Consider the following 20,219-nt stretch of genomic DNA (forward strand, 5'->3'; position numbering starts at 1 on the left):
AGCCTTCCGCTGTTTTTTCGAGCGAGACGAGCAAGCGGCGCAGATGACCCGAGCGATAACGAGGTGGAATGAAATCAATAATCTCGGACGCAAAGCTTGCTAAACCGATTGCGTCACGCTGCGTCGAGAGAAAATAGGCGAACGTCGCTGCCAGCGTCCGGGCGTACTCAGACTTGCTGTAGCCAATCGAACCGAAGTTCATGGAGCGGCTGGCGTCCAGGAGCAGCAGACATCGCAAATTGGTTTCATCTTCGAATCGCTTCAGATAATACCGGTCTGTTCTGGCGTAAAGCTTCCAGTCGAGATGCCGCAAGTCATCTCCCTGGGTGTACTGTCGGTACTCGGTAAACTCGACAGAGAATCCATGATAGGGACTGCGGTTGAGTCCTGTCATGAAGCCCTGGACCACGTGCTTGGCTCTCAGTTCCAGCGACTTCAGTCGCATCAATGTCGCGGGATCGACAAATTCCCCGGCCAAAGTCTTCGTGATGGCTGCTGGCACTTGTGAATCCTTTGAACTCATGAAACTGAAAACGGCGACCGCAACAGACGACGGACACGATGATCATATCAGACCGAGAAACTGTCGCTCGACTAACCGACAAACTCTTGGAAACCGCACGATCGGGTCGACGCGGTTCCTGTTTCTGCTTGAGGCAGGACCTTCTGGACGGAGAACTTTACGACTGCCCGATCATCAGACCCGAATCACCGATCTCAAAGGGAACGATGCCATCATCGGCGGCACTGCCTCGATGCTTGGCGACGTGCAGCGCCCGCCGCATCCGGTTGCCGTCGCGGACTTTTCCCATGAGGATGATTGTGTTCGCGTTACACAGCACATCTCCACTTTCGATCGGACGGTCGATCAGGTCGTCCAGTTTGACCTCATGCGACGTGTACAGCAGCATGGTGGCCAGTTTGTTGTGGTCGTAAGCATGCTCGGCAACGGTCTGTTCATTCGCCCGGAAATTGACCCGGAACAGGTCTCGCGCTACCCAGTCGTGATCCTTGTGCAGGATCTGGTGATAGATGTAATCAAACAACTGGAACTGGAATGAATCGCTCGCCCGATCAACGGGTTCGACTCCGTCGATCACCGAACGGCGGACTCCGTGAGCGAAGTTTCCGTAAAAGTACGCGATGGCCTGGTCGAGTTTCTTATTGAGTTCAGCACGCCATTCCTGCCATTGCTCCTGGTCGAGGTCTTGCAGCGTGACTCGTCGGCCAGTTCGATCAAACACATGAAAATAATCTGTCCGGATCGCGTCACGGTTCCAGATTTCTTCAGGAGCATACGAGACATCCAGTGGCCGGGTCTTCAAGACCCAGTCGCAGATCCGTTTGGCGTAGTCGGCATGGTTCTGCGCGTCGCCGCGCGACGTCATATCGAAAAGAATTCCTCGTTCGCCCTCTTGCTTCAGCCCGGCATTGGCAAACTGAAGGCCTAGCTGAGTCTTACCGATTCCCGTCGCCCCCATGACGACCGTCAGTGTGCCAGGAATCAGTCCTCCCCCCAACAGCGAATCCAGTTCCGCAATACCCGTCGAAAAACGTTCAGAAGTCGCCATGAAATTCCTGCAAAAGCACGTGTAAGTGGATAATCAGGCTGCCCCCGTTCCTGGCGTGCGACCAGCCGAACGCGACTCGATTCCACGCGGTTGCCAGCGTTACGACCGTGACGGGGGCGCTGCTGAATGACTGCGAGATTGCGAGTCGGACTGGTGGTACGGTCCCACCGCAGGGTGGATGCAAATAATAGCAACCTGACAGCATTCCGGGAGTGCGCGGCGACACGTGAAGTCAATTCGCCGCCGGTACCGATTCTGAATCCGTTTGCCGCGCCGGGGGCTGCCCCTTGATCGGCTGGCGTGCGAACCACTTCTACTCCTGAAACACGGAATCGATCGACTTGTGGAGGTGTGACACCGGAAACCGGGGGAGTGTTCGCTGGGACGGATACTCAGCACGTCGCAACTGCGGATGTGCGCAAGTCCAATTGTGACTGCCTGATTGCGAACGGATGTCCCGGGGTTGGGGCAAAGGGAATGGCCGACAAGCGGGTTCGTTCTGGAAACTCCCCGATTGTTCGTTTTCCATCTTGAATCCGTCCGTATCTACTATTACTCTAGTACATACTAGCCGCATAGTAGAGAGGTCTCGGATGAATGTGAAACCGTCGGAGCTGGAGTTACAGGTGCTGGGCTTATTGTGGGAGCATGGTCCGCAGAGCGTGCGGGAACTGTTGCCGCTGTTCCCGGATGGCAAAGAACGTGCCTACACCACGGTGCTGACGGTGCTTCAGGGGATGGAGCGAAAAAACCTGGTTTCACATCGGCGGGAAGGGCTGACGTACATCTACAGCGCGTTGGTCAGTCGTGAGCAGGTCGTTCAGCCCGTGCTGAAAACGATGCTGAAGAACCTGTTTTCTGGCAATCCCGCCAAAGCCGTCCAGGCATTGATGGATGCTTCGGATGTTTCGGCGGAAGACCTCAAACAGATTCGCAAGGTGATCAATCAAGCTGCCCGCGAAGCCGAAAACAAAGAGGAAAAACCATGACGATCCTGGTTGCGTGGTTCACCGGTACCTGGGCTCAGTCTCTCTGCTGGGCACTGCTGCATTCGCTGTGGCAGGGCGCAGTCTGGTCTGCATTGCTGGCTGTTTGTTTGACGATGATATCCCGCAATCGGCCTCAATTACGGTATGCGGCGTCGTTGAGCTGTCTGGCTGGACTGGCTGTGGGAGTGCTGGTGACAGGTTCCTTTCTCAGACTGCCCCCGGACCTGATCCCTTCCTTGTCTTCTCCCTCCAGTGTCACTGCGAATTCATTCCAGGAACCGACCGGGACTGGTTCTTCACTTCCTGTCGCCTCATCCCCTTCGATGTCAAGTGCAGCGAAGGTCTTACCGTTGAGTGACCGTCCATTCGTGCCCATGGAGTCCCGCCCCATCTGGGGAATCGCGTCGAGACTCAATGGACTGGTGAGACAGTTCAGTCCGTTCCTGCTTTGGGGATGGTTGCTTGGAGTCGCGCTGAACTTCCTTCAGTGCGTACGTCAAAGGACAGCGGCAGAAACATGGAAACTGGGAGAACCTGTCAGAGAGGCGATCGCGCTGGACATTTTTGAACGGCTCAAGGCGCAGCTTCGGATCCATCGGCCGGTCAAGCTGATTGCCTCGCTGCACGCACATTCCCCTTGCGTCATCGGGACGTTCTCGCCAGTGATTCTGATACCGATGTCGCTGGCCACAGGCCTGTCGCCCGATCAATGGAAGGCGATTCTGGCCCATGAACTCGCGCATCTGCGCCGCTGGGACGACGTTGTCAATCTGGGCCAGCAAGTGATTGAGTCATTGTTGTTTTTCAATCCGGGCGTCTGGTGGATCAGTCGGCAGATTCGTGCTGAACGCGAGGCCTGCTGCGACGTGTGGGGAGCCCGCGTGACGGCCAGTCCTTTCAATTACGCTCAGGTTCTGTTGGACATCGCCGAGAAGATCACCGCGCCTCCCCCGGCGGCGGTTCTCGGTTTCGCAGACGAGCGTTCCGGATCATTACTGGATCGCGTGCGCAGACTGGTGGAGAGGAATGCTGGGGCGCCTACCAGGTTCACCTGGAAATCGTTACTGCTCGTCCTCGTTGTCGCCGCCACGGCCATCGCCTTGCTGCAGTATGGGAGTGACCTAGCGGTCTTTTCTGCTGCCAGGCTGCTTTCTGATGGAGAGCGGGTGACAGAGCTGGCCAAAGTGGCGGACGAGATTAATCCTGCAGCCAACATCACGGAGCAGCGACTGATCATCAGTGGAAAGGTTCACACAAGCGATGGTCAACCGCTTCCCAACTTGATCTGGGTCTATTCCCAAACTCAGAAAGGGAATTCGGGAACCGGAATGACTCAGGGCGATATCAAGGGAGGCGAGTCCAACGAATTTCGTGTGGACGTTCCGCCCGGCGAGACATGGCTCCAGTTCATGGGGGATGGATATGCCACGACCATGGTCGGACCCTATCTTTCGGGACGTGTTGACGAGATCAAAGACGTCGAGGTTGTTCTCAAACCGGGAGTTCCCGTCACTCTCCAACTCCGGGACGACGCTGACCGGCCCATTCCTGATGCGGAAGTGATCGTGTCGGCCTGGGAAAGAAATCAGGGATTCGGCCTCTTCAAGCCGCGGCAGACAGATTCCTCAGGCGAGGTGGTGATTCCGCATGTGCAGCCTGATCGACGTCATAGTCTGTCGGTGACCGCACCAGGATTCCAAAGGCTGGACGTTCGCCCCGCTGTCCTCAACCCGGATGCTCCATTAACGCTTCAGATGACGCGAGCGCAGCCAGCAACGGGTCAGGTCCTCGCATCCGACGGTCTGCCTCTGGCGGGTGCAACGCTGCGACGATTGAGGGTTCGACGACTCCAGTTGGTCGACAACACCGGGATGAGTCAGCCTCCTTTGGCAACGACCGATGAGCGAGGGGAATTTACCCTCGACCAGCTCCTCGACGGTTCCATCTATGACTTGCTTGTTGAGCACCCTGATTATGCGCCGGCGATTCTGACGAACGTTCAACCGGGAACTCGGGATCGTGTGATTCAGCTGCAACCGGGAGTCACTGTATCCGGGATCGTTCGGGGTACGCCGCAGCAGCTTGAAGAGCTGCAAAAGAAACACGTCGGGGTCCGATTCTCACAGTCGAAGAACGGTGCGTTCGATGGCGAGAATCTCTCATTCAATCGTCCATTCAAACTGGAATTCGCAGAGGGGGAAGCTCATTTTCAGATTGATCATGTCCCGGCAGGAGATCTTCAGTTCTCGCTGGGTGACCAGCAGATTCACAAAAAAGTGTCCGGGCCTGTTCATGATCTCGTACTGACATTGAATGAGCCGGCCCGCCCCTTTCAACGCGAAGTCAGTCTGGTGTTTCGTAAGCAAGGCGAGGTCGTCGCGCCGGAAGGACGATTACAACTCAGCATCCGCGATCAGAACCCTGGATCAGCGAATCCTTACGATATTTCGATGGCCACGTTGACGAACGGCCACTGCGTAGTACAGGTGCCGGCTCCGTGTGAGATTCGGATCCAGTTGAATCAACTGATCGGGTTTACTCTGACGGATGAGGAATTCGTCGCACGAATCCCTGCAGGAAATGATCTCTTTACCGTCGACGTCCCGGTGGAGCCCGCAGGAGGAGTCAATGGCGTCGTGCTGAACTCTGACGGAACTCCCGCGTCCGGAATTAATGTGGTGCTCGAAGCAGTTTCGTCGCGCTGGACGCTCTCGATGAACCGTGAGAAACGCCAGCTTTTGAATGCGCATTCGAATTCCTCGGGACAATTCTTCCTGGGCCCGGTCCCCTTCGGTTCCCGTTGCGGACTGCGTGCCAGTCGCGACAAGTTCATCATTCTCGGACCACAATTTACCCTGTCCGAGAAGCAACCACTGCCCCAGTTCAAGCTCGAATTTAATCTCCCTGTCAAAGCTACAGTGAGAGTACTCGATCCACGGGGAAACCGATTACAGGGAATTCCCGTGATGATTCGCTGCGAGCATCCTCGTGTGACGATGTCCTGGGGAACTGCGGAAACGACCAATGCACAAGGGGAACTCACTGTTCCGCAGATCAACTCCGAGATGGTCTCATCCTATCGGGCGATCGTCCGGCCAAGCAAAGACTACCAGAATGCTGTCGTCACGTTGCAAGGGGATAGTACCGTCGACGTGAAACTGCAACCGGGACTCTTCCTGTCTGGAACACTGGTGAATAAAGACGGTCGGCCGCTGTCAGGGCGGATCGTCACCGCTGGTGCAGGGCCTTACTTTGGTATCGATCGGAATCGTTACTCGGCAGAATCGCCGACCGATGACGAAGGACATTTTCGGTTCAGTAACCTCCCCGCAGAGGAAGTTCGATCGAACTGGAGTACGGAAGTGTGGCAGGAGCCGTTCGAAAGTTTCACCCGACAACAGAGGATCAAATGAAACCGTTCACAGTTGAGAGTGCATACTGAATGGTGCCTGATTTCGGAACGGACAGGGGGACCCGCTGATTCGTAAACGATGGTGAACGTATTCGCTTCAAACTTCATGTGGCCCACTATCGCCATGCCGACTTCGTGAAAACGAACGCTCGCAATGTTCCACCGCCCGTGGTGGTGCCGCTCCAGATCTGAATCTCGTTCGGGCATACTTGAGGTTGAAACTGAATTCCGAGGGAGGCGTTGTGGCGTTCCGGTTCAAAAGACTTAGCCAACTTCCTCCTGATGTGCTATCACTGCCGGGACTGTGCGGTGATGAGCAGTCGCCTCGCAGCCTCTCAGGGAGTGGAGACCGATGGAACAGGCTCCCTGACCGCTCGCTCCTGTCAGGATGTAGATGTCCTCATGATCGCACAACGAGCACTACGAACGTGGATCGCGGGTGTGGGCGGACTTCTGTTCTGCCTCCTGGGACCCGATCTTTACAATGACGTACTTGCTGAAACCGAACAGCAGGGGGCGAGAGAGTTGCCCCCTGCTGAGAGTTCGACTCCTGTCAAAGAGGGCGACATACGCGATGGACCCGAGATTCAGGGGCAGCCCACCTGGTCTGAGATTCTTCGGACGGTATTGCTGACGGCGGTCCCGCACGAATATGAAGATCGAAAGCACTGGGACAAGACGACGGAAATCTTCGATGGCGTCAAGATCCAGCAGCGCGGTTACAACATCCGCATGACCGAACGAAAGCGGAGAGTCAATCACGGGGCCTGGCACAAGTTCAAGGTTGAGTTGATCGAACCCGACCGTCTACTCAAACTTGTCATTGACCAGATTCGCCCGCTCGACGTGGGCCGTTTTCAGTTTGACGTCCGATTGGCATCACGGCTTCGCTGCCGAACCGATTTCGAGCATTGGGTTCTGGGGGTTAAGGGCCTGAACTTTACGACCATCTCCGACGCGGATGTCGAGGTCGTTTCCCACTGCGAGGTCGTGATTCGGGCTGAACTCAATCCGAAAAGCTTCCTGCCTGATCTTGTTCTCGAACCGACTGTGCGGCGAGTAGAACTGTTTCTTCGTAACCTGCGGGTCAAACGAATTGGTGAGATACGGGGCGATGTTGCCAAGGGAATCGGCGAGATGGCGCGGCACGATCTGGAAAACCTGATCCAGGCACAGGAAGGGCGCGTCGTGAAGAACGCCAATGAGGCAATTCAGAAGAAGCAAAGCAATTTGCGGCTGTCGGCCAGCAAACTCTGGTAGCTCTGTCAGCGAATCTTGAGGCTGGCGACACCGACCATTGCCAGCAGTGCTGCCGCGATCCAGAAGCGAGCAACGATCCGCGTTTCCGGTTCGCCTTTGAAAACAAAATGGTTGTGCAATGGGCTGCACGCCAGAACCCGTTTGCCCGTCAGCTTGTAGCATCCGACCTGCAGAATAACGCTAAGCGTCTCGACAACGAAAACCCCTCCGACAATCAACAGCAGAAGTTCCTGTCGGGTCACCAGCGCTCCATATCCCAGGAGAGCCCCCGTCGGTAACGAACCGCTGTCACCCATGAAGACCTGAGCCGGGTGACAATTGAACCAGAGGAATCCCAGCATCGCACCGACCAGGGCCCCGAACACGACTCCCAGTTCACCCGCACCGGTCATGTGAGCAATACTCAGGTACTCGGCCATGACTCGATGCCCTGACACGTACGACAGGGCCGTAAATGCGGACCCCGCAAAAATGAGGCAACCGCTGGCCAGCCCATCAAGACCGTCCGTCAGATTGACTCCGTTTGAGCTTCCGACCATGACGAAGGCGGCCCAGGCGATGAACAGTGCGCCGAGAGAGAGTCCTGCTTTTCCGATCGGGAAGACCAGTTCCAGCCCGCGCGGCTTTTCGAACTGAACAAAGTAGAGCAGGGTGGCTATTCCTAGCGCGATCACCCATTGCCAGAAAAATTTCTGCCGGACGCTAAGGCCTCTTCCGCGGCCCGTCACCTTGATCCAGTCGTCGTGGGCTCCAATCGCTCCGAAAGCAATCACAACCAGCAGTGACTGAAGCAGATACCGGTTACTCAAATCACCGCAGACGACTCCGGCGACAACGATCGACAGCACGATAAAGATTCCCCCCATGGTCGGGGTATCGCGCTTGGCGGAATGCAGCTCATTCAACCGGGCCGATGCGCTGACAATTCGTTCGCGAAAACGAAGTTTCAGCCATTTGATGGCGTAGGGGCCAAAAAATAATGCGGTGGTAAACGAAATCAGTGTCGCCAGCGCAATACGAATCGTCAGGAAGACACGGGAGTCCCCCGTGGAGACTCCCGCGAGGCTTTCGACGGCGGATCCGTAGTAGTTCAGTAACCAGACGAGCATCGGGGAAGTACGCCCAGGAGATTTCTTGTTGTCAGGGACTGCATGCGGACGTCAAATGTCACGGACGACTGCCGGTTTCGGCAACCGGTTGCGAACAGACCGGCGGTGTCCCGCTGCGGCGATGGTTTCAGTCTCGATTACCAGCACCACAGAGCGACTCTACGAACGCTGCCTTGAACCGTCGCCGCGACAGCTCTGGTTACTGCGGTCTGCAGCGACGGGATCTGCACGGTATTCGCCTGTCATTGCACCGTTGTCCAAGACCGTTGTGGGGCACTCGGAATCCTGCTCCGCATTGCGCATGACGGGCAGGCCATCAAGGCCCGTCCGCTTTGCTGACCGGATCAAAACAGGCTGTAGATCAGTATCTGAATTATCAAAGCCAGCCAAGCCCAGATCTTGAGATCGTCGGTCCATCTGGCCGTCCGGTCACTCGGGTTGGTCTGGTCGGTCGGAAGTTGAACGACCCAGAACATCAAACCGAGAAACAGTCCGATCATCAGCCATCGGGCGGTAGAAAGCGGAATCAGATCGAGTTGCTCTCGCAACGTATTGCCAATCCAGTGAAAGAGTGTCACTTGGCACCTCCTTCCGGAATGGTCCCGCCAATCGCGTAGCGTGTTTTCTCAGGTGGGTCTGATCTCAGGAAATAGCTGAAGACGACGATGAACATCATCGCGACCACAAACGACCAGAACGAGTAATAGAGATACGGCTGTCCGACTTGAAACAGGGGGGGCGTATTCAGCCAGCGGCAAACGATTGGCATATTCATCATGAACAGTCCCACCGAGGTCAGTAACCCCGCGAAGAAGCCGGTTAAGGCTCCATCAGAAGAGGCATGTCGGGACAGCATTCCTGCGAGAAGAACCGCCAGGGTCGGGCCGAGGAAGAATGACAGCAAGGTTTGGAAAATCGTGTAGATGCCGGTGGGAAGTGCGAGCAGCTGGAAGGCGAAATAGATTCCCCACAGGACGAATCCCACCGTCGTCCAGCGTCCGACTGCCAGCATCTGTCCCTCGTCCGCATTTGGCCGATAGAAGCGGCGGTAGAAGTCATTGACGTACAGAGTCGTGGCCGAGTTCAGGTACGAATCGACACTCGACATCAAAGCGGCCATAAACGCGGCAACGAACAATCCTCGAAAGCCGGCCGGCAAGAGCGATCCCACGAGTTGCGGCAATGCCACATCCGCCCGTTCGTGTCCCAACTCCGGGAACTTGACCAGGGCGACCAGACCCGGAAGTGCAACGATGAACGGAATCAGATTCTTGATCAAGGCTCCATAGACATACGAGGCTTTGGCGTCATATTCGGACTTGGATCCGAGTGCTCGCTGGACGATGGTCTGATTGCCCAGCCAGTAACCGGGACCGACGATGAGTGCCAGGCCAAACAGCACCCCCGGCCAGGGGGCGGGAGACCGCGTATCAACGGGCAGGACGAGTGACAAATGGTCGGACTGATCCGCCGGACGGGGATGTCGCGACTTATTTCGGGTCACAGTCGGCTGGCCCGATTTTCTGGCCATTTCTTCCTGCTGCTCCAGTTGCCGGTCCTGCTCGATCGCGATCGCATGGACTTTCTGGAAGAGAGGCGTAATTCCTCCGACGTCCTGAATGCCAATCACAAGGAACATCAGGCAGCCCCCGATCATCACCAGTCCCTGCAGCACGTCAGTATAGACGACCGCACCCAGTCCGCCTGACCACGTGTAAAGTCCGACGAGAAAGGCCGTGAGTAATATGCACAGGGAAACGTCCCAACCCGCCAGGCTTTTCATGAAAAGTGCCGACGCAAGTAACATCACACCCAGATTGCATGCCCCCAGGAAGAGCCAGCAGGCCGCGACCGAGGACCGCAGTTGAATGCTGAATCGGCGTTCAAGGTACTCGGGGATCGTGGTGACACGGCATCGCCACAGGTGAGGGATGACGATGAAGGCTCCAATGAGCATCGCCGGGACACACCCGATCCACTCGAAGTTGCCCATCGCAATTCCGTAGCGGTAGGCATCGCCGCCGACGCCCATCAGGTCGGTTCCCCCGATATCCGTGGCGACCAGCGACATTCCCACGGCCCACCAGGGAAGGCTGCGTCCTGCGAGGAAGAAATCCGAACCGCTTCGGACGTAGCTGCCAACCCACAGTCCCAGCACCATCGTCGCTGCGAGGTACGAGAGAATCACCAGGTAATCAACCGTCGTAAGATATGTCATAGCACCAATCGCAATGTTGATCCGATCGTCGAGTTCCAGTTGCAAAGTCCGGTCCAGTTTGCCGGAACCGACTTGCCGGAAAAGTCATCCTGACCGCGACTATTCGCTTGGGAGCTTACATCCCGCCCTGTTTATCGTCCACGCGACACAGCTAAAAAATAGCCACGAACGGCGTGAGAGATCGGGAAATGATGGCTGCGGACGGAACAGAAGCGAAGCGCAAGGGACAGTATCGCGAGCCGTCTCCAACGAAATGATGCGCAAGGGGAGTGATGCAGAGTTCATCCTCGATCCCGAGAAGTTGCGTCAGGAATCCGGCAGGAATGGGGGACAGCGCGGAATGCGAAATCAATCATACGCAAAGTGAGAAATTGCCCTGAACCCCCGTTGCCACTCGCAGCGAACACAGGGCAGGGTGCTGGTCGGAATGGCCGCGTGGTCCTGCGGCGGAGTCTTGGATTCGCGTTGTGGAGTGGAATCCCGATCATGTCGGGCAGTCGTCCGAGGGATGCCAAAACGCCTCGGCGGCGGTAACGTGAGGAGACCCGTGGAGCCCCCTGTCTTCCGCTGACGTCAATGTCGTTCCTGCGTACGCTTCTGTTTGAATTCCAATTTTTCGCCGGAGTCTGCCGTGTCTCATTTGCGTGAAACAGCGGAGGGATACCTTCAGCATGTCTCACAATCAGTGCTGAGACTTTCCGATGCGGCTCTGAACTTTGTCTATCCACCAGCCTGTCTTCTGTGCGGACGCGAAATTCCGCCAGCGGATGCCGATTTCTGTGACCTCTGCCTGGCACAACTCTGTCCGCCTACCCACGCTGAATGTCCTCGCTGCGGGGCACCTGTGGGGCCCTTTGCGAATCTCGACAAAGGTTGCGGACAATGCCGGCGGGAAAAGTTTGCGTTTGATCGTCTGATCCGACTGGGAATTTACGACGGCCAGATGCGAATGGCGTGTCTTCGCACCAAGGCTGCGGGAGGTGGAAGTCTGGCGCGGGGGCTGGCAACGCTGCTCGTGAACCGCAAACGTTTCGCATTCGAGGAGTGTCGACCGGACCTGGTACTTCCCGTTCCCGAACACTGGACGCGGCGATTTCTGCATACGCACTACGCCGCCGAAGAACTGGCGCGTCACGTTGCACGTCAGTTGAGGGTCGGGGTAAGTCGTTCAATCCTCATGAAGAGTCGACGAACTCCCAAGCAGGCGACCAGTCCGACACCCGTACGCCGTCAGCAGCAGCAGGGAAGTTTTGCGGTCCGGCTGGCGCAGCGGGTCGCGGGAAAACGAATTCTGCTGGTAGATGACATTCTGACAACCGGTTCCACCGCCAGTGCCGCAGCCCGCAGTCTCAAGCAGGCGGGCGCCAGCCAGGTGATTGTGGCGGTCGTCGCGGTCAGTCCGCTGCGGCGCTAGACCATTCGTCAGCGCCGGGCATCGCCCCGGATAATGGGCTGAAGCTCTTCGACGAAGTCATTGACGTCTTTGAATTCGCGGTACACCGACGCGAAACGGACGAAAGCGACATGATCGAGGTGACGGAGCGCTTCCATGACTTTCTCGCCAATTTCCCGAGAGGGGACTTCACGATCGAATTGCTCGTAGAGATTGGCTTCAATTTCTGAGATGACGTTTTCCATTTTTTCGTCGCTGATGGGGCGTTTGTAGCAAGCCTTTTCCAGTCCCGCTTTAATTTTTTCGCGCTGGAACGGGACCCGGGAACCATCTTTCTTGACGACTTTGAGCGGTGACTCTTCGATTTTTTCGTAGGTCGTGAAGCGACGTTCGCAGCCCAGACATTTACGCCGTCGACGAATGACGAATTGCTGACTGGCCCGAGAATCGATGACGCTCGTATCTTCATGCCGACAAAACGGACACATCATGGTTTTCGCTCCCTCTTCACTGGTGCATCGGCACCATCCCGGCCTCGTTCATTGGCCGCTGGCGTTGTCGGCATTCGCCAACGGATCGCCCGTCTGGGCGGCACGGACACGACGACGGAGCCCTTTCGTCCTCTTCACACCGCGGAAAACTGCTCTGCATCGCGATCCGAAGGGTATGAGAACGGGCGCCCGCCTGACCTGCGAGCCGGTTTCATGGATTCAACACGCTCGCCGCAGGTCCACGTTACTACCGAAACCATGAAATGACAATGGGTTACCGCACAGATTTCGTATTCAGAGGATGTTGTTTGCACTCGGTTGAGAAAAAATAACGGCTATAGCGATTGTGAAAATGCGCCGGGCTCTGTTGATCGCAGTGAGGTCGAATTGATTGAACCGACGTCGAATTTCGATCCGATACATCGATCAGACACCGAACGGAAGCCCTTTTCTTGCAAGGCTTTCCGCAGCAATGCGGTGGCAGAGTCGACCTAATCGGAAAAGTCATCGTGGAGCGATGACGGACCGGCTTCCTTCAGGAATCTAACGCGTGTGGCCGTGACGGCTGCTGCGCTGAATTTGCATAGCCAGTGTGAATCAAATCGATTGGCCTCACGCACCGTTGCCCTGTCGCAGCGGACAAAGGGACTTTTGAGGAACAGGACGCCTCACATGAATTTTCGTAACACAATTGGGATTATCTTTGCATTCGCATTTCCAAACCTGGTGATGCCTGTGCAGGCTCAGGTTGTTCCTGGGACCGGGCAACAGATCATTGAAGTCTTCGATGACTTCGAGGATCCCGAATGGGCCTTCAACCTGAACTTGCCCAAGGCAAGCGCGAATCTCGACAAGACCGAACGTCATCCGTCGGGCTTCTCGAACAACCGCTTGTTCCTTGAGAGTCTCTACCGGGGGACTCCCGACTTTGTCAGCCGGGTTGAGGCACCGGCAGGCGGGGTTCCCGGCAGCAAGGGGGCCTTGGGAATGCAGACACTGAACTCGGGGATTCCCGGACAGCGTTCCTACACATTTCAACAGGACGATTTGATCGCGGGAGTTCAGCACAAGCTCGGGTACATGATTCCCGCTTCATGGACCCCCAGCTATGTGACCCACGTCTACATTCCTCCCTTTGATAAGTGGGAACGCCGTCACGGCAGTCACTTTGGCTTCCGCGCCGACTGTACGACGACGATCACAAAGCAGAAGAACGTCGGACGTCTGTTCAAGTCATTTGGATCGACGCGGAAACTGGAGCAGTACTGGCCAGGATTCTTCATCCAACTGAACCTCAAGGAGAAGTCCGGGCAGAGCGAAGACTTTGCGATGCTGCTGATCCGGTCGGATCAGAATGGAAACGACGTTCCCGGTCCCAAAATCACGCGGCCCGGCTGGTGGACGCTGGGTATGACGATCACACCTGACGGCCGAGTCCACTACTACGCTCACGAAGGGGTTGAACGGCTTACCGCTCGCGACCACCTCTACTCGAACTTCCCGTATGGGTACCGCTGCGAGCAGACCAGCACCTTCTTCTTCAATATCGTGAACCAGGATGACGGTCGGACATGGTCGACTCGCTGGATCGTCGATGATCCAAAGGTCTATGTGGCATCCGGCACGTACCGTGCTCCTGCACCACAGCAGGTTGTGAGCAAGCCACAAACCACCGCTTCCACACAGACCTCGGACAGCGCTGGCAAGCTTGCGTCCTCAGAGGGATCCGCACAGAATGGCAACGTTCTGATCACACCTGTTTCGGGTAGTCCTGAGGCTGGCAAGGCGAGTCCAATCATCGCCGCAGCCAAAGTGCCAGTTCCCGCAGAGGCGCTGAAGTCAGACGTACCTGTAAAAGCGAAATCAGCCCCCGTCAGTCCCCCTGAATCAACTTCGAATTTGCCGAGTGCTCCACCCTTCAGTCCAACGGAAGAAGAGCACCAAACGGTAAGGCCCGACCTGTTGCCTGAGGAACTTGAAGACCTCGCAGCAACAGAACCTCGCGAGGAGTCTCAGAAGGATTAGTTAAGGGAGTGCCGGAGGGGGAGTGGAAATGCTAAATCTGTGGCTGGCACGACACGGTGAAGCCGTCGACCCTGATGCAGCGGCGAACGACTTCAGTCGAACACTGACCGAAAACGGTCGACGTCAGCTCGCCGGACTGACACGATTCCTGATGGATCGTGAGCCGCCACCAGAATTGATTCTCCACAGCCCCCTCGTCCGGGCCGAGCAAACCGCCCGGACGATTGCCGCGGAAATTGGTACCGAGCGAGTCCAGGTGAGACTGGAACAGACGCTTGCTCCTGGAGTGAATGTCGACCAGTTACTGCAGCGTGTTGCAAAGACCGCAGCCGAGCGAGTTCTCTGCATCGGCCATCAACCTGATATGAGTCGCTGTCTTTCAGAGATGCTCGGCGGCGGCCGAGTGCAGTACTTGCCGGGAAGCATCGCACGCGTTGATTTCGCGGGGCCGATTGTCAGGCATGGCGGGGCGCTGCGATGGCACGTTGATCCGATGTGGTTCACGTAACCAAACGACGGAACTGTGCGTCTTCTGGCCACAATCAGCCTGCCATCCGTACGGCGAAGGTGTCAGGCGGCGGGAATTGGCTCAGCAATCCGCGACCCGTGGCTTCCTGACGGCTGGTTTCCATCAGTGACATGACGGGAATCACCGTTTTTCGTTGCCGTCACCTGATGCGGCCACTCGACCCTTCTCGACCGGAAGGTCACTTCAAGTGGTCGATGATTGCCTGACTGAGATTCGGGATCCGCTGCTTGAGATGCTGGCTCAGCGGTGTCGGTGCCGCTCCCGACTGGATCTCTTCGAAATACGTGTAAAGCGCTTCCCGGGCTTCGGCGGGACCATGCAGCATGAAATGGACGATGCCCCACGAGTCTCGATAGTCATTGGCATTCATGTCCATCAGCTTCCGCTTGGCTTCCAATCCTTCAATATTGGGTTTCCAGCGTGAGAAGCGGATTGCGTCACGCAGCTCTTTTCGGTGCCGATGGCCTTTGACGCGTGAGGCGGCCGGAACCTCGAAGTACTCCGCAAGCCCTTCGTCAATCCAGATCGGCACGTAAGGTAAGGCGTTGTGCAGCAACGCGTGGGTCGTCTCATGACGGACATCGATGTCGAGTTCACTCTGACGATAGGCGTAAACGCGTCCCGCATCGGTTCCAGGAACGTAAAGCGCCTGCCGGTTGACTCCTTCAGGGACCCGAATTCGCAGATACTGGTCATAGCTGCGTTTGCTGGAAAACAAATAGACCTGGATGGGACGCGGCTCACATTCGAGCCGCAGTATCGACTCCAGATCAGCCTGAAGATCTCCCAGATCCGCGACCAGTTCCTGCACGTCGCCGAGCGGAAATTCGGATCGAATGAGGTACGGGTCGAGGTCTCGTTCTTCGACCCAGCGGGAAGCGGTCGAACGATCCTGTCCGAGTCGCCGCGAAATACTGCTTGTCAGGCGACTCCACGGGGCCGCTGTGACGGAAGCAGCCGCCAGGAACACCAGGCACATCGTCAGCGGGGCGTAACGCATGCGCGGAGTATAAACTTGATCGAAATCCGGTCAAGATGAGTGTTTTCGCGTAAGAGCCTGACTCTGGCGGCCTGGTCGTCGCCAGCAGAAATCCTGGCGACAGTCTACTGGTCCGCACTTGGAACGCGCCGATTGACCTGATCTTTGTGGTACCCGATTAGTTCCACGACTGCGGCGTCGCACGCACTGCGACCGGACTCATCTCCGTGGTTGACCACGGCCAGGAAGGCGGCGTTCAGTTCCGGAGCGATCCACGCCATCGCGAACCAGATGGTGTTGCTTCCCGTGTGAGTGAGCACCGTTCCATTCGCCCATTTCCGATCGGTCACCACCCAGCCACATGCAAACTCGTCGCCGCTCACCGGAGTGTGCAAAACTTGAAACGATCCGGGCGTCAGAAATTGGCTGGTACCTCGTGCACCTTCCAGATGCATGCCCACAAAATGCGACCAGTCAGGGAGCGAGCAATGAACAGTCCCGGCAGGCCCCAATGCCGGGGCATTGTCAATTTGCAACGCCTTCTCTTTTCCGTCCGTGATCTGATGCCCCCACGGTTGATCGACCTTTCCGATGGAACCCGGGATGCCGAAACCGGCCGACGGCATCTTCAGCGGCTTGAAGAGATATTCGACCATCAGGTCTTCCCAGGATTTTCCCGTGACTTTTTCTGCCATGTGACCAGCGATCACGTAGCCGACATTGGAGTAAAGGAATTTGCTGTCGGGGGGATGCAGCGGGGGTTCAACGAGGATTGTTTCCAGCAGACGCTGACGCTGCTGGACCCGTGAGCCTTTCCCGAGCGACCACCAGGCAGTATTGGCTGGCAGTCCTGCGCGATGACTGAGAAGCTGAATCACGGTGACGTTGCGATAGTCGGGATGGGGAGCTGGCTTCAGATCGGAAAAAATATCACCGATGGTCGATTCCCAGGTCATCCGTTTCTCTTCCACGAGTCGGGCCAGCAGGGTTGCCGTCATCGCCTTGGTGTTCGAGCCCAGATGCAGCTTGTCATTGATCGTGATCGGTTCCGGCGATCCCGCTTTACGGAGTCCGACACTGGCCACCGCGGTTAGCTGACCATTCTCGATCACCCCCCCCACGATTCCTGGAACGTTGTGTTTCTGGAGGAGAGGTGTCAGCCGGTCCTCGAGCTCTCTGTTCGATGTCAATCGGTTGGGGGGAACTGCTGCGCCTCCCGGCTCCTCAGCGGCGACGGTCAGGGCCGAGACCGCCAGCGACCCCGCCAGCAAGATGAACCAGGAAAGTGACCTGTGGGGCACTGGAGCTGACCGGGACATAGATGAACCTTCGTAAGGGCGAGGAACCCGACGGTCCCTCGCCAGATCGTCGAAGTGCCTGAGGAAGAGTTTCCCATTTTGGCAATCGGGGCTGTCGCTAACGTGGATGTCTCCTGACTACTGTTTACGAGATCAATTCCCGCAGTTGTTTTAAGTGTTTCGGGACAGCGACGAACGGGTCCTCTGTCGATTCATACTCGAGGACAAGAAAACCACGGTAGTGCGCTGCTTTCAGAATTTTCACCACGCGGGCCAGGTCAGTCGGCTGTGACTTTCCGTCGGGGAAGACGTCGACTTTCACCTGAGCATTGATGGCATAAGGAGCGATCTTTTCCAGGTCGCCGTACGGGTCTTTCGTTGCAAAGTTGCCGCTGTCAAAGTTGACCCCGAACCAGGGGGATGGTTTTACACCCTGAATAATTTTCAGCATCTGCTCGGGGGTCGCCGTGATGCCCCCATGGTTTTCCAGCGCCAGGCAGACTCCTTTGGTGGCTGCGTATTCCAGTGAGCGATTGATGCCGTCGATGCAGCGTTCCCGCGCAGCCTCTTCCGTTTCCCCTTTGGGGACATTCCCAGCAAAAATCCGGATGACGGGGGCCCCCAGTGCTGCCGAATGATCAATCCATTCCCGACACATTTGCAGATTCTGCTCGCGCGCCTCACCGTCAGGCAGACAGAAATCATTTCCAATCGCCGTCCCGGAAATATCCAGACCCAGGCGGAACGTCCGCTGTTTCAGACTGTTGAGGTAATCTGGCGTGATGACTTTGGGAAAGAAGTACGCCGTCAGCTCGGCTCCGTCGACGTCATGATCGGCACAGTAATCGATGAATCGTTCCAGATCGAATTTTGCCGCCGCCAGTTGCTCAGGCGTTCCTCGATTCACAAGAACCTTACTGAACGAGTAGGCCGCGAGACTCAGCTTCATGTGCGACTTGCCGTTCCGCTGTATCGGTTCGGCTCCTCGTAGCGAGTTCCCCTTCGAGAGTGCTCCGATGCCGGCAAGACTCGCCGCGCCGGCCAGGGAGCGACGGAGAAAACTTCGACGATTGGTCGACGTGTCAGCGCGATGAGTTGTCATCTTGATTCCTACAGTTGTCAGCCACGGATGGATAAGGGAATGTTATTGTGATCGGGATTTGTTTCTGGTGGAAGTGAGTCACTGGAAATGCAGCGGACTTGTGCCGAAGATGTTCGCACTCGATTCCACCCGTCGCGAAAGTGATCGTAGCCTCGTCGAGGCCGAGCGAAAAAGAGTTGTCTGACAGTTCAGAGTCTGTGCATGGCAGAGTTCAGAAAGTACCGACATCGATCCGGCATCCCGAATCTGCCGCTCCTGAGCGTCCGCCGGAACGCGTGGCGGATCTTCCCGAGAAATCAGAACTTTGCCCCCGCGTATAACCCAGGAAATGAAGCCCTATGACTTCCAGCTCGTCGACTCTCATCGTCGAACAATTGACGAAAAGCTATCCCACTCCCGAGGGGTCGCTGTCGATTCTCCGCGGAGTCAATCTCCAGATGGAACGGGGGGACGCGCTGGCAATTACGGGGCCCTCTGGCTCTGGCAAAAGCACGCTCCTCTATATTCTCGGCGCACTCGATTCGCCGACGTCGGGTCGCGTGGAATTGAACGGACAACAGGCGGTGAATCTGTTGGAAATGGAGCAGGCCCGCTTCCGGAACTCGCAAGTCGGCTTCATTTTTCAGGATCATCACCTGCTTCCACAGTGTTCCGTTCTGGAAAATGTGCTGATTCCAACTCTCGCGGGCAAAGGGGCTGACGATGCCGCTACCGAGAGAGCCCGCAAACTGCTCGATCGTGTGGGACTGGCCGACCGATTGACGCATCGTCCCGCACAACTCTCGGGAGGGGAACGACAGCGCGTTGCGGTCTGCAGAGCACTCATCAATGAACCCGTTCTGCTTTTGGCCGATGAGCCAACGGGTAACCTCGACCGAACGACGGCGGCGAGCGTCGGGTCACTCCTCCTGGATCTCAATCGCGAGCAGAACACGCTGCTGGTCTGTGTGACTCATAGCCTCGAACTCGCCAATCGCTTTCCACGCCATTATGAACTCGAAGAAGGGCAACTCGTCAGCAGGAAAGGCTGACGCGCGCTGTTCGTCTGAAATCATGGCCGAGAGATCCCGTTCGACCGGGCAGGGGATCTTTCGGCCATTTGCTGTCCGTCGCGGTTCGAACCGAGTCAGGCGTCTACAAGTCTGACCGGATCACCCACGCGGATTCGTCCTGAGCCCAGGTTCAGCAAGCGGGTGTTGGTCGCGAGCCGATAAAAATGATCGTATCGCTCTCGCGTGGCCCAGGCAGGAAGTGTCGCCTCGCGCTGCTTGCCGAATGTGACGGCAAATGCGGGAGGCGTCACGGTTCCTGACTGCGAATCGCGCGTCGGGACCACGCACCGCTGACAGGGGTTGGTTCCGCCGAACAGGACGTCACCCATCAGAAATGGCTGGACTTCGCCTTCGCGCAGGACGAGCCTGTCTTCCCAGAACGGTTCTACACCATCAATTTCAATACTGGCTCGAAACCGGTTGCGGACCTCGTCCAATGGAAGTCCGCCAAACCACTCGGACACGACATTTAATGTCGCCGTACTCACAATGGTTGGTCCATTGGAGTCGGTGTCGTCGGGAAAGCCGGTGGTGTCGTTCTCGACAATCGAGATGTCCTGTGAGAAGTACTCGGTTAACCAGTCCGACAGTTGCTCACCCTGCTGATCCAGTTCACCGGAAAGTGGAAAACTCCCATCGCGTTGAGAGACGTCGAACGTCCGCTTCAGCGGGTCAACCTGCAGTCGCAGTCGGTGCATGAGTGGCGTTCGTTTCGCCGTCATGAACCGGTCAGATGAGTCGACGAGGGCGAACTGGCGATCGTGCTGCAGCGCGCCGCTGGCCAGCACCGT

General features: G+C 56.9%; 17 protein-coding genes. 7 read left to right on the forward strand and 10 right to left on the reverse strand.

Annotated features, from left to right (window positions below; all coding sequences use genetic code 11):
* Both VGE80_RS11080 and VGE80_RS11085 read right to left on the reverse strand, forming a co-directional pair.
* Positions 1-445, reverse strand: a 445-nt coding sequence (locus VGE80_RS11080; protein WP_440592722.1) for a DUF58 domain-containing protein, incomplete at its 3' end; no start/stop codon positions are given.
* Positions 446-680: 235 nt separating this feature from the next.
* Positions 681-1,571, reverse strand: coding sequence for an RAD55 family ATPase (locus tag VGE80_RS11085; RefSeq protein WP_373651860.1), 891 nt, complete (start codon positions 1,569-1,571; stop codon positions 681-683).
* Positions 1,572-2,164: 593 nt separating this feature from the next.
* On the opposite strand from VGE80_RS11085, the gene VGE80_RS11090 reads away from it, so the two are divergent.
* The 3 genes from VGE80_RS11090 (at position 2,165) to VGE80_RS11100 (ending at position 7,232) form a co-directional block, all read left to right on the forward strand.
* A complete protein-coding gene (locus VGE80_RS11090; protein WP_440592714.1) occupies positions 2,165-2,560 on the forward strand; it encodes a BlaI/MecI/CopY family transcriptional regulator in 396 nt (131 codons plus the stop codon).
* The gene (locus tag VGE80_RS11095; RefSeq protein ID WP_440592715.1) at positions 2,557-5,973 is read left to right on the forward strand and encodes a M56 family metallopeptidase; all 3,417 of its coding nucleotides are present in this window, start codon (positions 2,557-2,559) and stop codon (positions 5,971-5,973) included. The genes VGE80_RS11090 and VGE80_RS11095 overlap by 4 nt, the downstream gene beginning before the upstream one ends.
* A gap of 311 nt (positions 5,974-6,284) precedes the next feature.
* On the forward strand, positions 6,285-7,232 hold the full coding sequence (locus VGE80_RS11100; RefSeq protein WP_440592716.1) for a hypothetical protein: 948 nt from the start codon (positions 6,285-6,287) through the stop codon (positions 7,230-7,232).
* Between the two features lie 5 nt (positions 7,233-7,237).
* Here the strand turns inward: VGE80_RS11100 and mraY are convergent, their stop codons facing one another.
* The 3 genes from mraY to VGE80_RS11115 form a co-directional block, all read right to left on the reverse strand.
* Positions 7,238-8,341 (reverse strand): phospho-N-acetylmuramoyl-pentapeptide-transferase, encoded by a 1,104-nt coding sequence (mraY, locus tag VGE80_RS11105; RefSeq protein ID WP_440592717.1) that lies wholly within the window; start codon positions 8,339-8,341, stop codon positions 7,238-7,240.
* 344 nt (positions 8,342-8,685) lie between these two features.
* A complete protein-coding gene (locus tag VGE80_RS11110) occupies positions 8,686-8,919 on the reverse strand; it encodes a hypothetical protein (RefSeq protein ID WP_373651865.1) in 234 nt (77 codons plus the stop codon).
* Positions 8,916-10,559 (reverse strand): SLC5 family protein, encoded by a 1,644-nt coding sequence (locus tag VGE80_RS11115; RefSeq protein WP_440592718.1) that lies wholly within the window; start codon positions 10,557-10,559, stop codon positions 8,916-8,918. Before VGE80_RS11115 ends, VGE80_RS11110 begins: the two co-directional genes overlap by 4 nt.
* A gap of 631 nt (positions 10,560-11,190) precedes the next feature.
* Between VGE80_RS11115 and VGE80_RS11120 the strand changes: the two genes are divergently transcribed.
* Positions 11,191-11,973, forward strand: a complete 783-nt coding sequence (locus VGE80_RS11120; protein ID WP_373651867.1) for a phosphoribosyltransferase family protein — start codon at positions 11,191-11,193, stop codon at positions 11,971-11,973.
* Between the two features lie 8 nt (positions 11,974-11,981).
* Here the strand turns inward: VGE80_RS11120 and nrdR are convergent, their stop codons facing one another.
* Entirely contained in the window at positions 11,982-12,443 is a 462-nt protein-coding gene (nrdR, locus tag VGE80_RS11125; RefSeq protein WP_373651868.1) for a transcriptional regulator NrdR, read from the reverse strand.
* A 672-nt stretch (positions 12,444-13,115) separates the two neighbouring features.
* On the opposite strand from nrdR, the gene VGE80_RS11130 reads away from it, so the two are divergent.
* On the forward strand, positions 13,116-14,468 hold the full coding sequence (locus tag VGE80_RS11130; protein ID WP_440592719.1) for a hypothetical protein: 1,353 nt from the start codon (positions 13,116-13,118) through the stop codon (positions 14,466-14,468).
* A 28-nt stretch (positions 14,469-14,496) separates the two neighbouring features.
* Positions 14,497-14,976, forward strand: a complete 480-nt coding sequence (locus VGE80_RS11135; RefSeq protein WP_373651870.1) for a SixA phosphatase family protein — start codon at positions 14,497-14,499, stop codon at positions 14,974-14,976.
* Between the two features lie 199 nt (positions 14,977-15,175).
* On the opposite strand, the gene VGE80_RS11140 is transcribed toward VGE80_RS11135, so the two are convergent.
* The 3 genes from VGE80_RS11140 to VGE80_RS11150 form a co-directional block, all read right to left on the reverse strand.
* Positions 15,176-15,997, reverse strand: coding sequence for a DUF1570 domain-containing protein (locus tag VGE80_RS11140; RefSeq protein ID WP_373651871.1), 822 nt, complete (start codon positions 15,995-15,997; stop codon positions 15,176-15,178).
* A gap of 104 nt (positions 15,998-16,101) precedes the next feature.
* On the reverse strand, positions 16,102-17,295 hold the full coding sequence (locus VGE80_RS11145; protein WP_373651872.1) for a serine hydrolase domain-containing protein: 1,194 nt from the start codon (positions 17,293-17,295) through the stop codon (positions 16,102-16,104).
* A 124-nt stretch (positions 17,296-17,419) separates the two neighbouring features.
* Positions 17,420-18,376 (reverse strand): sugar phosphate isomerase/epimerase family protein, encoded by a 957-nt coding sequence (locus VGE80_RS11150; protein ID WP_373651873.1) that lies wholly within the window; start codon positions 18,374-18,376, stop codon positions 17,420-17,422.
* Positions 18,377-18,714: 338 nt separating this feature from the next.
* Between VGE80_RS11150 and VGE80_RS11155 the strand changes: the two genes are divergently transcribed.
* Entirely contained in the window at positions 18,715-19,407 is a 693-nt protein-coding gene (locus VGE80_RS11155) for an ABC transporter ATP-binding protein (protein WP_440592720.1), read from the forward strand.
* Positions 19,408-19,502: 95 nt separating this feature from the next.
* Here VGE80_RS11155 and VGE80_RS11160 read toward each other — a convergent pair.
* Positions 19,503-20,219, reverse strand: a 717-nt coding sequence (locus VGE80_RS11160; RefSeq protein ID WP_440592721.1) for an MOSC domain-containing protein, incomplete at its 5' end; no start/stop codon positions are given.

The sequence above is a fragment of the Schlesneria sp. genome (genome assembly GCF_036405755.1).
Taxonomy (GTDB): Bacteria; Planctomycetota; Planctomycetia; order Planctomycetales; family Planctomycetaceae; genus Schlesneria; species Schlesneria sphaerica.

Coding starts and splice junctions, on each gene's coding strand:
- VGE80_RS11150 (WP_373651873.1), bottom strand. CDS start 18,376: ATGACAACTCATCGCGCTGACACGTCGACCAATCGTCGAAGTTTTCTC.
- mraY (WP_440592717.1), bottom strand. CDS start 8,341: ATGCTCGTCTGGTTACTGAACTACTACGGATCCGCCGTCGAAAGCCTC.
- VGE80_RS11100 (WP_440592716.1), top strand. CDS start 6,285: ATGAGCAGTCGCCTCGCAGCCTCTCAGGGAGTGGAGACCGATGGAACA.
- VGE80_RS11155 (WP_440592720.1), top strand. CDS start 18,715: ATGACTTCCAGCTCGTCGACTCTCATCGTCGAACAATTGACGAAAAGC.
- nrdR (WP_373651868.1), bottom strand. CDS start 12,443: ATGATGTGTCCGTTTTGTCGGCATGAAGATACGAGCGTCATCGATTCT.
- VGE80_RS11145 (WP_373651872.1), bottom strand. CDS start 17,295: ATGTCCCGGTCAGCTCCAGTGCCCCACAGGTCACTTTCCTGGTTCATC.
- VGE80_RS11140 (WP_373651871.1), bottom strand. CDS start 15,997: ATGCGTTACGCCCCGCTGACGATGTGCCTGGTGTTCCTGGCGGCTGCT.
- VGE80_RS11095 (WP_440592715.1), top strand. CDS start 2,557: ATGACGATCCTGGTTGCGTGGTTCACCGGTACCTGGGCTCAGTCTCTC.
- VGE80_RS11115 (WP_440592718.1), bottom strand. CDS start 10,559: ATGACATATCTTACGACGGTTGATTACCTGGTGATTCTCTCGTACCTC.
- VGE80_RS11085 (WP_373651860.1), bottom strand. CDS start 1,571: ATGGCGACTTCTGAACGTTTTTCGACGGGTATTGCGGAACTGGATTCG.
- VGE80_RS11090 (WP_440592714.1), top strand. CDS start 2,165: ATGAATGTGAAACCGTCGGAGCTGGAGTTACAGGTGCTGGGCTTATTG.
- VGE80_RS11130 (WP_440592719.1), top strand. CDS start 13,116: ATGAATTTTCGTAACACAATTGGGATTATCTTTGCATTCGCATTTCCA.
- VGE80_RS11135 (WP_373651870.1), top strand. CDS start 14,497: ATGCTAAATCTGTGGCTGGCACGACACGGTGAAGCCGTCGACCCTGAT.